The 16,495-nt window shown below is 67.9% G+C and carries 5 protein-coding genes; all 5 read right to left on the bottom strand.

All coding sequences use genetic code 11. The annotated features are described in order from the left end of the window. Position 1: 1 nt before the first annotated feature. The gene (locus tag H6844_04480; GenBank protein MCB9928658.1) at positions 2 to 379 is read right to left on the bottom strand and encodes a divalent-cation tolerance protein CutA; all 378 of its coding nucleotides are present in this window, start codon (positions 377 to 379) and stop codon (positions 2 to 4) included. A gap of 240 nt (positions 380 to 619) precedes the next feature. Next, positions 620 to 1,279 (bottom strand): OmpA family protein, encoded by a 660-nt coding sequence (locus H6844_04475; GenBank protein ID MCB9928657.1) that lies wholly within the window; start codon positions 1,277 to 1,279, stop codon positions 620 to 622. A gap of 111 nt (positions 1,280 to 1,390) precedes the next feature. Continuing rightward, positions 1,391 to 10,669, bottom strand: a complete 9,279-nt coding sequence (locus H6844_04470; protein ID MCB9928656.1) for a filamentous hemagglutinin N-terminal domain-containing protein — start codon at positions 10,667 to 10,669, stop codon at positions 1,391 to 1,393. Between the two features lie 18 nt (positions 10,670 to 10,687). After that, entirely contained in the window at positions 10,688 to 12,379 is a 1,692-nt protein-coding gene (locus H6844_04465) for a ShlB/FhaC/HecB family hemolysin secretion/activation protein (GenBank protein MCB9928655.1), read from the bottom strand. A 468-nt stretch (positions 12,380 to 12,847) separates the two neighbouring features. Next, the gene (gene putA, locus H6844_04460) at positions 12,848 to 16,489 is read right to left on the bottom strand and encodes a bifunctional proline dehydrogenase/L-glutamate gamma-semialdehyde dehydrogenase PutA (GenBank protein MCB9928654.1); all 3,642 of its coding nucleotides are present in this window, start codon (positions 16,487 to 16,489) and stop codon (positions 12,848 to 12,850) included. Positions 16,490 to 16,495 lie beyond the last annotated feature (6 nt).

Raw genomic sequence — 16,495 nt, 5'->3', positions numbered from 1 at the left:
GCTAGGGCGTTCCTTGTTGATCGCTTGGGCCTTGCCGATCGCCTGGGCCTTGTTGGCTGGCTCGGCTCTCGGTTTCGGCAGCGATCCAATCGAGAAAATCCGGATTGCCGCCCTGGACGGGCAGCGCGACGACGCAGGGACAGGTCGAACCGTGCAGCGCCTTGATGCGCTCCGTCGCCGGCTCGACGAGGCCAACGCGGGTCTTGACGATCAACGCGGTCTCCGCCCCCTGCTGCACCGCCCCTTCCCACCGATAGAAGGCGGTGATGCCGCCCAGGATATTGGCGCATGCCGCCAGCCGTTCCTCCACCAGGGTCCGGCCGATGGAGGCGGCCTCCTCCGGCGTTGCGGCGGTGATGTAGAGAATAACGGGCTGCATGCGATATCGGCGAGCGGTTTGAACGAAAGTGCTAGTCTATAGCACACTCCGACGCCGTTGGGGCTATACCGATTTCCGCACAGGCCCCGGCAATATCCGCTCACACCCCGCCGCGGGCGAGGCCCCGGCTCGGTTCGGATGATCCCCCCACACAAGCGGCGAGCGCCGCCAGCGTTAGGCTGGCGGCGCTGCGTTGGATGGCCCGCGTTAGCGTGGTCATCGGTTAGAAGGTCCGGCTCCTCACTTCAGGACGCGGATTTCGACGCGGCGGTTCTTCGGCTCCCGCACGCCGTCGGCGGTCGGCACGGCCAGGTCGGCCTCGCCGGTGGCGCTGACATTGATGCGGTCGCTTCCGACACCGTCGGCGTTCAGCATGCTGACCACCGACTGCGCCCGCCGCGACGACAGACCCAGGTTGTACGAGGCCGGGCCGCTGGTGTCGGTGTGGCCGGTCACCACCACCTCGCCATCGCCGCCCGCTGCCGCCTGGGCCGCCTCGTCGATCGCCTGACGCTGATCCGCCGCGACATTCGAACGGTCGAAGCCGAAGTAGATCGTCCACGGTCCCATCGCCATCGGCGCGAAGCTCGCCATGCTCACCTGGTGGTCCAGGTTGTACAGCATCGCCTCCGGCACGCCCCAGAGCTCCTCGTTGCCGATCGGCACATAGAGGAAGTCCAGCTGGTCGCGGTCCAGTTCGAACAGGTTCGGCTCATCCGAGATCCGGTAGATCAGATCCACCGGCGGCAGCGAGCCGCACGTGTTCGTGTCGCCGATCACGCAGTTGTTGAACCGGTAGCGCGCGCTGCGCGGGCCATGCGGCAGAAGCCCTGCCACCTGGGTCCGCGTCACCCGCAGGAAGCCGGTCAGATCGATCAGCTCATGCCCGCCGGCCGGCATACCAGAACGACCGCGCGATGTTCACGCCAAAGTAGGCATTGTTCGCATCGAAGTTCGCGTTCGTCGCCGCCGTCCGCGGCAGGATGATCCGACCCGGCGCACGCTGCACGTTCAGGCTGCGGACATAGAAGATGTCCTCCCGGAACCCGGGCTCGCCCGGCGCAGACAGCAGCGGATCGAACGTCGCCGCATTCGGATCCGTCGGATCCGCCAGCACCCCTGATCACAACGTCGTCGTCGCTGTTGATGACCACGTCGCCGACCGCACCTTCGCCGCCGACCACGCTGCCGTCCCGGATCGTCTGCGTCAGCGAACGATCCAGACCCAGAACCTGACGGAAGAACACCGAACCGTCGTTCGCCGTCGTCACCTCCAGACGGTTCGCGACCACCGCACCGAAGTGGATGTCGCTCGCGTCCGTGAGCTGCACCGTCTCGCCCCGCACATGCACGCGGCCGATCGGCAGGGCCAGGTTGTTGGCCGGGTCGTCGTGATAGCTGCCGAAGTTGTTGTCGGCCGCCGTCAGGATCACGTCGCTGACGGTGTTCGCGTCCAGCGTCGAGTTGCCCGCAACCGTCAGCACCGTCCCCGGAGCCTGCAGGATGTCCTGCCCGGCCACTTCCGGCCTGGACCACGCCCCGGTCGCCCAGGATGCGCAGCATGGCCGGATCGGCCGTGTAGCTGCCCTGATCGGCGATCACCGTCAGGTTGCCGTGGTCCGGGTTCATCGCGTTCTGGCCGCGATCGATCACCAGCGAGGCCACCGCGAACGAACCGCCGTTCACCGCCACATCCTCGATGCCGTCGGTCGCCGTCGACCCCACCGGGCGGCTCGGAACCGGGATGACGTCGTCGAACGTCACCTGGCCCGTGTCGCCGGCGATGACCACGCCGCCACCCAGCACGACACCGAAGTCCGCCTCGATCGCGAGGTTGAAGTTCCGGAACGTGCCCGAAACCGCAACGTCGCGCGGATCGCTGCCCGCCAGACCGTTGACCAGGTCCGCCGGACCCACCCGCAGGTTCTGGATGTCGACATTGCCCATGCCCATCGACCCTTCGGCCCGGACCGTGCCCGCACTCCAGTCGACCAGCAGGTTGTCGCCGTCGAACGTGCCGATCGCCGTGCGGGCGTCACCGTTCAGCGCCGACTGGCTCAGATCGCCCGCCAGCGTGTTGGTCACGATCAGGTCCGCATCGCCGTCCGCCGCGCTCAGCGTGGCCGAGCCGCCGATATCGTCGATATTGGCCAGGATCCGGTCCGGCTGGCCGTCGCTGTCGCCCGCCGTCTCCGTCAGGCTCACGGCACCGCCCACCGACGTCGCATCCACCAGGATGTCGTCCAGGGCGCTGACCGTCAGCGCGCCGCCGACCGAGGCGCGATCCACGCCCGTCGGCGCCGGCTGGCCGTCCACATAGGCCGACCCGCCGCTCGCCGTCACCGTCAGGTCGTTGCCGGCCGTGCCCAGGAACACCGCGCCCGCCGGGCCGGTCACCGTGGCATTGTTGCCGATCACGCCCCGCAGACCCGCTTCGTCGGCCGCCGTCACCGTCGCGTCGACCCCGACCGTCAGCGGGTTCGCGTCGCCGTCGCCGGCATGGGCAAACCCGGTCTGGCTGGTCGCCAGCAGCGTGCCGTCGACCGTGTTGCCGGCCAGCGTGTTCGCGCCCGCCTTCACTTCCAGGTCGCCGTTCGCCGTGATGGTCGCGTCGCCCGCCGCCGTCAGCGCAATCGACAGATTGTTGCTGTCGCCGACGATCACATTGTTGCCGATCGCCGTCAGCATCGTGCCGATGTCCGCATAGGCGAAGTCATGCAGGGGCACGCCGCCGCCGTCGACATTGTCCAGCAGGATGTCGCCCGCCGCCGTCAGCACCGTCGCCGCATCCGGCACGATCACGGCGCGGTCGTCCGCGTCCACGATCGGGCCCGCCAGCGTCGTCGCATCCAGCGTGCCGAGATGCACCTCCAGATTGGCCGACGGGTAGGTCGCGCCCGGCGCCATGCCGCGCTCGCTGCCGTCAAGCGTCCCCGGACGATCCGGCGCCGGCGTCACCGTGTCGAAGTCGATCTGAACCGTCAGGTCCGGGATGGCGATGCCGCCGCCCAGAACCAGGCCCTGCGCCGAGTCCACCGCCACATTGTAGCTGGTGAACACGCCCGACACCGCGATGTCGCCCGCCGACGCTTCCGCCGGCACGCCGCTGGTCAGGTCCACCGGACCGAAGCGCACGTCCGTCGCGGACGCGCCGCCCGTGTCCGTCGCCGTCAGATTGCCGCCCAGGCTGGTGATGCTCAGGTCGCCCGCCACCAGGCCCGCCGCAAACGCCGCCGTGCCCAGCGGGCTGGAGACGATCGCACCGCCCTGAAGGTCGTCCGCGATCAGCGCCGCGTCGCCGCCATTCGCCGTCACCGTGGCCAGGCCCGCCACCGTGCCCACATTCGCCAGAATGCGGTCGCCGGCATCGAACACGCCGTCGGCGCCGTCGTCCGTCTCGATCAGCGTCAGCACGCCGCCGATATCCGAGGCATCCACGCTGATCTGGTCCTGCGCCGTCACGATCAGGTCGCCGCCGATCGACGCCCGGTCCCGCGGGTCCACCGTCCCCTCCGGGTCCGGCTTGCCGTCGACCAGGGCCGAGCCCGACAGGGCCGTCACCGTCGTATTGCCGGTCGCAGACCCCAGGAACGCCGCGCCGTCCGGACCGGTGACGTCCACCGTGCCGACAACGCTCGCCCGAAGGCCCGCCATCGTCGCGCCGGTCACCACCGCGCCGTTGCCGACCATCATCATGTTGACGTCGCCCGTGCCCGCATAGGCAAAGGCGTTCCGGCTCGTCGCCGACAGCGCGCCGTCGATCGTGTTGCCGCCGGCCGTGTTGACGCCCGCCTTCACTTCCAGGCGCTGCTCCGCGATCACCGTCGCATCGCCATAGGCCGTCACCTGCAGCGACAGGTCGTTGGCGTCGATCACCACAACATTCTGGCCGACCACGGTCAGCATCGCGCCGACATCCGCATACGCGAAGTCGTGCAGCGCCGGACCGTCATTGTCGAGCAGCACGTCGTAATGGGTCAGGCCGTCTTCCGACTCCGCCGTGACGCTGGCATTGCCGGACACCGTGATCGCCTCGCCGGCCACGTCGTCCACCTGCCCGCGCGCGATCACCGTCAGGCCCGTCGCCGTGATCGTCCCCAGCTGGATATCGTCCAGGTCCACCAGCGTGATCTGGTTGCCCGTCGCGTCGACCTCGTTGAAGTCGTGCAGGGCCGGACCGTTGTTGTCCAGCAGGATGTCGAACCCGATCGCCGTCAGCGTCGTCAGGCCGCCGACCGTGATCGCCTCGCCGGCCACGTCGTCGATCTGGCCGCCCGCCGTCACCGACAGGTCGCCCGTCGCCGTCACCGTGCCCAGTTGGATATCGTCGATATCCACCAGCACGATGTTGGCGCCGTCCGCATCGACCTCGTTGAAGTCGTTGCTGGCCGCATCCAGCGTGATGTCGTTGCCGTTCGCGTTCAGCGTCGTCAGCCCATCGACATTGACATTGCCGCCAGGCCCCGCATCCGCCGTGCTGAAGATCGGACCGAACGCCTCCACCGTCAGGTCGCCCACGGTGTCGATGTCGCCCAGCTGGATGTCATCCACATCCCGCAGGATGATGCTGGTGCCGCTGGCATTCACCTCGTTCAGGTCGTGGGTGAACGGCGTGTCGTTGTCCAGCCACACATGACCGCCGGCGAACAGGTTCGCCGGACCGACCGACGTGACCGCCAGGCCGGGCGTGTCGTCGATATCGCCGGCCGCGATGATCGTCAGCGTCGCCGGATCCGTCGCCGTCACCGTGCCCAGCTGGATGTCGTTCAGGTCTTCGATATAGATCGTGCCGCCATAGGCATCCACCTGGCCCTGGAAGTCGTGCGTCGCCGCATTGTCCAGCAGGATGTCGAAGTCCGTCGCGCCGTCCGTCGCGGTCAGGTCGGCCACGCCGCCCACCGTGATCGCCTCGCCGGCAACGTCCGTGATGTCGCCGGCCGCCGTCACCGTCAGGTCGCCCGTCGCCGTCACCGTGCCCAGCTGGATGTCGTCGACATCCACCAGCACGATGTTGGCGCCGGTGACGTCGACCTCGTTGAAGTCGTGCGTCGCCGGGTCGTTGTCCAGCAGCACGTCGCCCGTCGCCGTCAGCGTCGTCAGACCGCCCACCGTGATCGCCTCGCCGGCCACGTCGTCGATCTGGCCGCCCGCCGTCACCGACAGGTCGCCCGTCGCCGTCACCGTGCCCAGCTGGATGTCGTCGACATCCACCAGCACGATGTTGACGCCGTCCGCATCGACCTCGTTCAGGTCGTGCAGCGCCGGGCTGTTGTCCAGCAGGATGTCGAACCCGGTCGCCGTCAGCGTCGTCAGACCGCCCACCGTGATCGCCTCGCCGGCCACGTCGTCGATCTGGCCGCCCGCCGTCACCGACAGGTCGCCCGTCGCCGTCACCGTGCCCAGCTGGATGTCGTCGATATCCGCCAGCACGATGTTGGCGCCGTCCGCATCGACCTCGTTGAAGTCGTTGCTGGCCGCATCCAGCGTGATGTCGTTGCCGTTGGAGTCGAGCGTCGTCAGCCCGCCGACATTGACATTGCCGCCCGGTCCGGAGTCCGCCGTGCTGGTGATCGGGCCGAACGTCTCCACCGTCAGGTCGCCCGCGGTGTTGATATTGCCCAGCTGGATGTCGTCCACATCCCGCAGAATGATGCTGGTGCCGTCGGCATTCACCTCGTTCAGGTCGTGGGTGAACGGCGTGCTGTTGTCGAGCCACACATGACCGCCGGCAAAGAAGTTCGCCGGACCCACCGAGGTGATCGCCAGGCCGGGCGTGTCGTCGATATCGCCCGCCGCGATGATCGTCAGCGTCATCGGAGACGTCGCCGTCACCGTGCCCAGCTGGATATCGCTCAGGTCATCGATATAGACCGTGCCGCCATAGGCATCCACCTGGCCCTGGAAGTCGTGCGTCGCGGACTCATCCAGCAGCACGTCGAAGTCCGTGCCGGCGCCATCCGTCGCCGACAGGTCCGCCATGCCGGCCACCGTGATCGCCTGGCCGGCCGAGTCGGTGATGTCGCCATCGCTGCTCGTCACCGTCAGGTCCGCCGCCGTCACCGTGCCCAGCACGATGCCGCCCGCAACGTCGTTCAGCACAACATTGCCCGGGCCGCCCGACGCCGTGTCGACGCTCACCGCGCCGACAAAGTCGTGGTCGCCGTTCAGCTCCACCATGCCGCCGCCGCTGACCGTGAACAGGCTGGTGCCCGCCGCGGAGATCGACCGGCCGTCGACATCGAAAATGTTGTCGCCCGCCGCCGTCGCCGTCAGGTTGTTGGCCACGATCGAACCCAGATACAGGTCCGTCGCCCCGTCGAACACGACCACGTCCGCCGGCGCCGAGACACCGCCGTTCGACGTGTCCACATTCACCGGGCCGTCGAAGTCGTTGCCCGCATGGTCCAGCGTCACCGACTGGCCGTCCGTCAGCACCGTCAGCTCGTGCGTCGGACCTTCCACCTGGATGCTGTTCGTGTCGTCGAACGCCTGCGAGGCCGCGTTCGGCGCCACCGTCGACAGCACCAGATTGTTGTCCGTGATCACGATCCGCGGCAGCGTCAGGCTCGCGCCCACCAGCGTGATATCCAGGTCCGGTCCACCCGCATCCAGCAGGCGCCCCGTGCCGCCGATCGCCAGCGTCAGCGCGTTGTCGCCGGTCACCGTCACGCCGCCGTCGATCGTGATATTGTCGACCGAATTGGCGTCCGCGTCCGCCGTGATGCTCAGCGCGCCGTTCAGAACCGTCAGGTCGCCGCGCAGGATGACACGCTGGTTCGCGACCATCGTTGCATCGCCGCCGTCATTCGCGAACGTACCCGCCGGCGTCACCAGGAAGTCCTGGTCGGCGAACACGTCGAACGTGCCGCCGCCGCCGACCACCGTGTTGTTCACGATCACGCTGCCGTCCAGCGCCGTGATGGTGTCGTTGCCCGGGCCGCCCGTGAACACGCCGTTGAACTCGATGTCGCCGCCATTGCCGTGCGACGTCGCATCCATCGAGTTCACCGTAACATCGCCGAACTCAATGCCGTTGATGTCGTCCAACTGCACGTCATTGGCCGCAGTGATCACCACCGGACCGCCGAAGTCGTGCGTCACCGGCGCATCGTTGTCGAACTGGACGTCGAAGTTCGTGCCCGCGCCGTCCGTCGCCGTGATCGTCGTCGTCCCCGTCGCCGTGATCGCCAGGGTCGCCACGTCGTTGATCGCGCCGTCGCTCGAAACCAGCGTCAGGTCCGATGCCGTCACCGTCCCCAGAACCAGGCCGCCGGTGTCGTCGTTCAGGCTCACACTCGCCGGGGTCGCGCCGCCGATGGCGGTGTTGGCGTCCACACGGCCCTGGAAGTCATGGCCCTGGTCGAGGATGATCAACCCGCCGCGGGTGCGCAGATCCGTCAGGCCAACCGCCGTGATCGCCGAGCCGCCGGCGTTGATGATGCCGGCCCCCATGAAGCCGGTTTCGAGCAACAAGGTGCCGCCGGCCTTCGTCGTGACGGTGCCGACCAGGATAAGGCTGGCTTCCTTCACCGTGACGTTCACACCCGACGCGTTCACGGTCCCCAGGCCGTGCGCGCCCGGCAGGGTCGTCGGATCGTTGTCCAGGACCACATCGCCGACATTGCTGTTGTCGCTGTCCGCGGTCAGGTTGACCGTGCCGCCAGTGGCGACGGAACTGCCGGCCGTGTCGGTGATGTCGCCGGTGGCGACAACCGTCAGCGACGTGCTCCCGATGGCGGTGATCGACCCCAGTTGGATGTCGTTGGCATCGTGCAGCACGACCGACTCGGCGATCGCATTCACCGGCCCGCCGAAGTCGTGCGCCCCGGCCGCCTGCTCGTCGTTGTCGAGGATGACCGCCTCTGTGGGTCCGGCCCCACCCCCGAAGAAGGTCGCCGCATTGGCGACGGTGATCGATTCACCGACCGTATCCGTGATCGCACCGCCCAGGGACGTCACCCTCAGCGTGTTCGAGGCGGTGACGGTGCCCAGTTGGATGCCGTTGCGGTCCGTGAGGGCAATCGCCGTCCCCACCGCGCTCACCGCGCCGCCGAAGTCGTTGGCCACCTGGATCAGGCTGATGGCAGAGCCGGTCGCGTCGATATTCGTGGTGGTGCCGACGTCGATCCGGTCGCCGGCCATTCCCCCGGCGAGCTGCGTCACCGCACCGCCGGCAATCACCGTCAGGCTGCCGCTCGCGTCGATGTCGCCGAAGATGATGCCGTTGGTGTCCGTCACCGCAATATCGGTGCCGGCCGCCGCAAACGTACCGAAGTTGTGGCCGCCGCCGCCCTGCGTCAGCGTCACCGCGCCGGTGGTGGTGATCTGCGTCAGGTTGCTCACCACGATGGTGTCGGCGGCGCTGTCGGTGACATCCCCGCCGGCATTGACGGTCAGGTTCAGCGCCTGCACACCGCTCAACTGCAACGCATTGTCATCGCGAATGGTCGCGGTGGAGCCGGTCGCAATCAGGTCGACCTCATTGGAGAAGTCGTTGCCCGCATTGTCGAGAGTGATGGCGTTGCCGTTCGAGTTGAACACCGCGGACGGATCGCCGTTGGCGTCGATCGTCGTCGCGGCCGCCTGGGTGATGGTGCCGCCGGCATTCACGTTCAGCGTGTTCGCGGCCACGATATTGCCGAGAACGATGGCGTTCGAGTCGACCAGGAAAATGGCGTTGCCGGCCACATCCACCTGGCCGCCGAAGTCGTTGCCCGCACCGTTCAGGATCACATCGAAGCCAGAGGCATTGACATCCAAAAGGCTGCCGGTCGTGACCGCGAAGCCGGACGCGTCGATGATTCCGCCGGAGTTGAGCGTGAAGTTGCCGTCGACCGTCACATTCGCATCGATATTGATGCCGCCGGCGCCGGCATTGAGGGTCAATCTCCCGTCGGTGTTGATGGCCGAGTCGATGGTGAGGGCGTTGTCGGCGGTCAGGGTCAAGAGCCCGACACCGGAGCCAATATCGGTAATGCTGCCGAATCCGCTCGTGACGACAATGTTGCCGACATCGGGATCGGGACTGGCTGTGAAGACGGTCGCCGAGTTGCCCGAGCCGCCTTGGAGAACGGTGACGAGGGGGGCGGGGTCAATCCCGGTGTAGCCCGGGATGACGGCGACGCCGCCGGTGATGATCTCAAGGTTGGTCGGGTCGATCAGCCAGAGGCCGCCCGTGCCCGTGCCCGCACCCGAAATCTCGACCGACGACGGCGCAAAGCTGCCGGTCGCCGCCGACGTCTCGACGAAGCCGCCGTCGCCATCGACGGTGGCCGCCGCGGACAGGACGGAGCCCTTCTCGAGAACCAAGCTGTCTGCCAGAAACGCGTTGCTGGTCCCGGCGCCGTACTTGTCGCCGCCCAGCAGCACCTTGCCGCCGCCGGTGGCGCCGTCGGCGCGCACTTCGGCCGTCGACGCGATGGTCACGTCCTTGCCGTACACCTCGACCAGGCCGCCATTCGCCGTCGACGACGACGCGTCCACCGTCCCGCTCACATTCACCACGCTCGAGACCAGGTCGTCCGCCTGCGCCGCCGTGATCAGGATGTAGCCGCCGTCGTTCTTGATCGTCCCGCTGTTCACCACCGACGTCGCCGACGCCGCCGGGTCCACCTGGAACGCCATCAGGCCGTCGCCCGCCAGGTCCACCGCAAACGTGTCCTGGCCCGCCACGACGACCGAGCCCAGCTTGCCGACAATCGTGCCGGAGTTCTCGACCCCCGGCGCCACCAGGCCGGCCAGCCCCGCCTCGGCAAACGTGATATTGCCCCGGTTCACCACCTTCGCGCCCTCGGCGCCCGGCACCGTGAACTTGTAATTCCCCGCCATGAAGTCTTCGTTGGCGATGTCCGACGTCGTCACCAGCAGGCCGCCCACGTCGATCTGCGCCGACTGGTGGATCGTCACGCCGTGATGGTTCACGATCCAAACATTGCCGTTCGCCAGCAACTGGCCCCGGATCTCCGACGGAAGACCGTCCAGAACCCGGTTCAGCGCAATCGCCGACGCACCGGGCTGCGTGAACTTCACCAGCTCGTTCGGGTCGATGTTGAAGCTCGCCCAGTCGATGATCAGACGCGAGCTCGACTGGTTGATTTCCGTCGTGTTGCCGATCGACGAGATCGTGCCCGCGCCGCCGACGACCGTGCCGCCGTTCGGGCCCGCCTGGGCCGTACCGCCCGCGCCGACGGCCAGGGTCGTTGCCAGCGACGCCAGCATGGCGATCGCAGAGGCAGACGAATAGTGGCGCTCGCGGTCAGCCGCGCGCCGGGGTGTCGTGATGATGGCCATGTGATCTATCCTTCGCCCCTAAAACCGTTTCACAATGTTGAACAGGAACAGCACGTTGCGCTCGTCGTTCCGCTTCAACTCCTGAAGCGGAACCGCAACTTCGCCACCCAGCTGGATGTCCAGCGGCAGGTCCAGGCGGACGCCGCCGCCAACCGAAACCAGCTGGTCGCTGTCCGGCTGGCCGTCGCCCTTGTTGAACACCTTCGCCGCGTCCGTGAACCCGTACACCTGGTAGCCCGTCTGGTAGCCCTTGATCTGGAACTGGTTCGTGTACCGCAGTTCCGCCGTGCCGCCGATGCCGTGGTCGCCCGTGATCTCCGACGGGTCGAAGCCCCGCCCGAACGTGCTGCCGCCCGCGTTGAACTCTTCCGACGCCAGCAGCGCATCCTTCGAAACCTGACCCGCGCCCTTCAGGAACAGCGAGAACCCGTGCGTCAGTTGCAGGTCGCGGTTGATCTCCAGCCGCAGCAGGGTGAAGTCGTTCTTGCCGTCGAACCGGCTCGTCAGGTCATGGTTGCTGTCGCTCGCGCCCAGAACGTCCAGGCCCTGGCGCACCTCGATCAGGCCTTCCGTGTAGCCCAGCGAGTCCCGCTCCAGCACCCGCGCGCCGATCGCGGCGATGCGCAGCTTGTCGTCCGACAGCGTCGCCGCACCGCCCAGAACCTCGTTCTTCACATTGCGGTATTCGAACCCGCCATTCACCCAGATCGACAGCCGCCGCGTCCGTTTGAGCGGGTATTCCAGCTGGACTTCCGCCTCGAGCTGCTCGCCTTCCAGGTCCAGCGGCGTCAGCACGTCGCCCGGACGCGTCCGCCCGTACAGGAACCGCGCCTTGCCCACCAGGCCGCTGCTGCCGAAGCTGTGCTGGTGCGAGATCTCGCCCAGATTGCGCTCGTCCAGGTCCAGCTTGTCGTCGTCGCCGAACGAGTTCACATACGTGAACTGCGTCGAGTCGCCCATCGACGTGTAGGAGTCCAGGTTCAGCTGCACGCCGGCGCTGCCGCGGCCGATCACCGGAGACTGCCGGTTGTCCGCGAACACCGCGCCCGAGAACGCATCCCGCTCCACGTTCACGAACAGGTCGACCTCGCCCGCATTCTGACCCGGACGCGGCACCGCCGTCGCCCGCGTGATGCCCGGCACGTCGTTCATCAGCAGCAGAACCCGCTCCAGGTCCGCCAGCCGCGGGTTCTTCATCCCCACCAGACGATCGCCCATGCGCATCAGCAGGCTCTTCACCGGCCCGATCGGACCCGACGGCTCTTCCACCGTCACCGCCCCGATCGTCGCTTCCACCACCGTGATCTGCGCCGCGCCCGAACCGTCGACATTCAGCGCCGTCCGCGTGAACACATAGCCCGCGTCCCGGTACATGTTCCGGATCGCCTGCGCCACGCCGTTCAGCGCACCCGTCGTCGTTTCCTTGCCCACCAGGTCCGCGTAGAGCGGGCTGAAGTCGGCATCCGAAAACACCGTCGAACCCGTCACGCTCAGGCTGTGCAGCATCACAGGCTGGCCCGGATCCGCCATCTCCTTCATGCCCTGGTCCGGCGGTGCCGTCTGGCCCGGCAGAGGCGCATGCTCCGCGTTCCGCTCGTCCGGAACCGTCTGCTTCAACGTCTGCGACGGCGACGCAATCTGCGCGTAGGCGGACGACCACAGCAGCATCCCCGCCACCACGCACACGCCGTTCCGCAACATCCCTCTCATTTGGCCCATCCGATCCGTCCACTTCTTCGGCTTAACCGCACCGGAAACCCTTCCGTAACCAGAGCGCGAGTATTTTGGTACCATGTTCATTCACACAATATGAAACGCTTGATGATGTATATTTTCCTGCTGTTACCTGTCAAACGATCACAGTTAATTAACCGTAAAATTCTATTGGGGTACGAAATCGACACCATGAAATACGCCCGATCCCGCAGTCTCCCTGACGTCTCTATCACTCATCGCTGAGGGACGCTGCCGCGCACCAACGCCGCGGAATCGCCGTAATTCCGCCCTGTCAACGCCGGTGATCGCGTCCCAAAAAGTCGATTCTGGATGGCCGTGCGACCTGGCGGCGCCCGGATATCCGCGCCCCGCCCGGACCGGCTCGTCATCGAGGACAGTCTGCCCTCCGCCACGGGTGGCTTGCCGATTCGATTCGGCAGCCGCGCCCCCGCGCTGCGACCGTCACGAACCCGCCGCACTCAGCAGCGTCGCATTTCCCCCCGCCGCGGTCGTATCGATGCAGACCGCGCGTTCGAGGCAGTGGATCGCCGCATCGCCCTGATCCGTCGCCAGGGCCACGATGCGCCCCTCCCGCATCGCCAGGTTCCGGCGCACATCCGTCAGCACGGCAGGCGCCGCATCAATCGCGACCACGTCGATCTCCAGTGCGCCCAGCGCCTCCGGGGCCAGCACGCCGGCCAGGGCCGCCAGGGGCAGGCCCGCCCGCAGCAGCGGCTTCAGCGCCCCAAGGACAGCCGGCGCGACGGCAATCACCCGATTGCCGGCCGCAAGCGCCAGCACCGCCTGCGCCAGCACCGCCTCCGGAGCGGGGCCGAGGCACAGCACGTCGCCCCGCGGCCCGAGTTCGAACCGGTTTGACTCGCCCGTCGGCCCCGGCAGGTCGACGGGACCCTGGTCGAGCGCCGCAGCGGCCGCCACTGCCTCACCCGCACGCCCCTGCAACAGCGCCCGCAGACGGGCGATCCGGTCGGGCGCACGCCGCCAGGCCGCCCCGTCGAGCCCGTCCAGCGCCGCGCGGACGGCCGCCGCCCCGATCTCGGCACCGCGTCGTTCGGACGGCTGCGCGACGCTTCCGCGTCGGCGGAACCGGGCCAAATAGTGCGGCCCGCCGGCCTTGGGTCCGGTTCCGGACAGGCCGTGCCCTCCGAAGGGCTGGCTGCCGACCACCGCGCCGATCTGATCGCGATTGACATAGACATTGCCGACCCGGATCCGATCCAGCACGCGCTGCACCCGGCGGTCGATGCGCGTGTGCAGGCCGAAGGTCAGCCCGAATTGCCGGGCGTTGATCCGCTCGACCACCGCCTCGATCCCATCGGCCGCGAAGGTCGCAACATGCAGGACGGGGCCGAAAACCTCGCGCTCGACCGCGTCGATGCCGGAGACCCGAACCAGGCAAGGCGCAACGAAGTGCCCTTCGAACGGAACCGGGCGTTGCTTCAAGAGGCGCCCCTGCCGTGCCATCTCGGCCACATAACCGCCGACGGCGGCATGGGCGTCAGCGTCGATCAGCGGCGGAACATCCGTTGCCAGGGACCACGGATCGCCGACGGTGAGCGCGTCCATCGCGCCTTCCAGCATCGCGCGCAACGCGGTCTCGATATCCTGTTGCACGTAAAGCATGCGCAAGGCCGAGCACCGCTGGCCCGCGGACTGAAAAGCGGATCGGACGATGTCGCGGGTCGCCTGCTCCAGGAGCGCCGTCGAATCGACGATCATCGCATTGATGCTGCCGGTTTCGGCGATCAGCATCGCCGCCGGCGCACTGTTCGCAAGCTGCCGGTCGATGATTTTCGCCACCTCGGCGGAGCCGGTGAAACAGACGCCCGCAACGCGCGGATCGGCGGTGAGCGCCGCGCCGACCGTTGCGCCATCGCCCGGCAAGAGCTGGAGGACGCCCTCCGGCACGCCGGCTTCCATCAGCCATTGCGCCGCCCGGAACGCGATCAGGGGCGTTTGCTCCGCGGGTTTGGCGACGACCGCATTGCCGGTGGCAAGAGCGGCCGCAATCTGCCCGGTGAAGATCGCCAGCGGAAAGTTCCAGGGCGAGATGCAGACGATGACACCGCGTGCGCCACCGGCCGCGTCCATCCGCTCGGCCTCGTCGGCATAATAGCGGAGGAAATCCACCGCCTCGCGCAGTTCCGCCACGGCATCGGCCAGCGTCTTGCCGGCCTCGCGCGCCGTCAGGGCAAACACCTCGCCCGCATGGCCTTCGTACAGGTCGGCCGCCCGGCGCAGGATCGCGGCGCGCCCGGCCGCTCCGCGCGCGTCCCAGCCTGGCTGGGCCTCGACCGCAATCCCCATGGCGGCGGTCACCAGACGGTCGTCCGCCTCCGCGACCGTCCCCACGACCTCGGCCGGTCGGGCCGGATTGGTCACGGTGATCGTCGGCTCCCACTGGCCGGCAGCGGGCGAAACCGGCGCGGCATGCCACCGATACGGCGCGGCAAACGGGGCGCGGCCCGCCTCGATCCGGGCGAGATCGACCGGGTCGGTGAGATCCCAACCGGCGCTGTTCCGACGGGGCGCAAAAATCTGGGAGGGCCGGGCGATCGCAGCGTTCGGCGCAAACGCCGCCGCTTCGGCCACCGCAATCGGGTCGCGCGCAATCTCCTCGGGCGGAACGCTCTCGTCCACGAGCTGGTTGACGAACGACGAATTGGCCCCGTTTTCCAGCAGTCGCCGCACCAGATAGGCCAGCAGATCGGAATGGGCGCCGACAGGGGCATAGATCCGGCATGCGGTCCCCTCCCGCTCGCGCACGGCCTCGTGCAGCGCCTCGCCCATGCCGTGCAGGCGCTGGAATTCGAACCGGTCGCGCCGGTCGCCGCCCAGGCGAGGGTCGCCGGCCATGCGAAGGTCGCCCGCCATGCGAAGGATGGCGGCAACCGAATGGGCGTTGTGGGTGGCAAACTGCGGGTAGACCCGGTCCGTCATCCCCAGCAGCTTGCGCGCACCGGCCAGATAGCTGACATCGGAGTGCGCCTTGCGGGTGAAGACGGGAAAGTCCCGCAATCCCATGGCCTGGGCGCGTTTGATCTCCGTGTCCCAATAGGCGCCCTTGACCAGACGCACCATGATCCTGCGGTTGCGCGCCTCGGCCAGATCGTGCAGCCAGTCGAGGGTCGGAAGGGACCGCCGGCCATAGGCCTGCACGACGACGCCGAACCCGTCCCAGCCTTGGAGGCTGCCATCGCCCAGAACCCGCTCGATCACATCCAGCGAGAGGTCCAGGCGCTCGGCTTCCTCCGCGTCGATATTCAGCCCGATGCCGGCGGATTTGGCCGCCCGCGCCAGTTCCAGCAGCCGCGCCGAAATCTCCGGCAGCATCCGGTCCCGCTGGCTCCGCTCATAGCGCGGATGCAGCGCCGACAGTTTCACCGAAATGCCGGGATTGCGGCGAACGCCACCGTCCACGGCCCGCAGGGCGATGCGTTGGATCGCGTGGGCGTAGGCGGCATGATAGCGCTCCGCATCCGCGTCCGTCCGCGCCGCCTCCCCCAGCATATCGAACGAATAGGTGTAGCCCTTGGCGGTCATCGCATGGCCGCGCTGCAATGCCTCGTCGATGCTCCGCCCAAGCACGAACTGCGCGCCCAGTTCGGCCATGGCCTGGCCGACGGCGGTTCGGACCACCGGTTCGCCCAGCCGGCGGACCAGGCCGTGCAGGATGCCGGCAACCCCCTCGCCGTCGTCCTCCAAAAGCCGCCCGGTCAGCATCAACGCCCAGGTCGAGGCATTCACGAGGATCGAGCCGGAATCGCCGATATGCGCGGCCCAGTCGTGCGGTGTGATCTTGTCCCGGATCAGTTCGTCGACCGTCTCGGCATCCGGCACCCGCAGCATGGCCTCGGCCAGGCACATCAGGGCGACGCCTTCCCGGGTCGAGAGGCCATACTCGGCCAGCAAGGATTCCAGCATGCCGACGCGGCCCGTCTGCCGCACCGCCCGCACGAGGTTGGCCGCATCGGCCGCAATGGCCGCCCGAGCGGTCCGGCCCAGCCCCGCCAGCCTCACAAGCTGTCGGACCAGCCCGGCCTCATCGGCCAGATAGTGCGTGCGGATCGCTTCCCGGCTCATGGGGAA

It is taken from the genome of Alphaproteobacteria bacterium, assembly GCA_020638555.1.
In the GTDB taxonomy this organism is placed as follows: Bacteria; Pseudomonadota; Alphaproteobacteria; order Bin95; family Bin95; genus JACKII01.
The sequence above is the reverse complement of the archived record's forward strand: the minus strand, read 5'-3'. Positions and strand labels throughout refer to the sequence as shown.

Bases quoted from the DNA above. Each gene is read 5' to 3' on its own strand.
- H6844_04475 (MCB9928657.1), bottom strand. From the start codon at position 1,279: ATGCCGGCCGGCGGGCATGAGCTGATCGATCTGACCGGCTTCCTGCGG.
- H6844_04470 (MCB9928656.1), bottom strand. From the start codon at position 10,669: ATGGCCATCATCACGACACCCCGGCGCGCGGCTGACCGCGAGCGCCAC.
- putA (MCB9928654.1), bottom strand. From the start codon at position 16,489: ATGAGCCGGGAAGCGATCCGCACGCACTATCTGGCCGATGAGGCCGGG.
- H6844_04480 (MCB9928658.1), bottom strand. From the start codon at position 379: ATGCAGCCCGTTATTCTCTACATCACCGCCGCAACGCCGGAGGAGGCC.
- H6844_04465 (MCB9928655.1), bottom strand. From the start codon at position 12,379: ATGAGAGGGATGTTGCGGAACGGCGTGTGCGTGGTGGCGGGGATGCTG.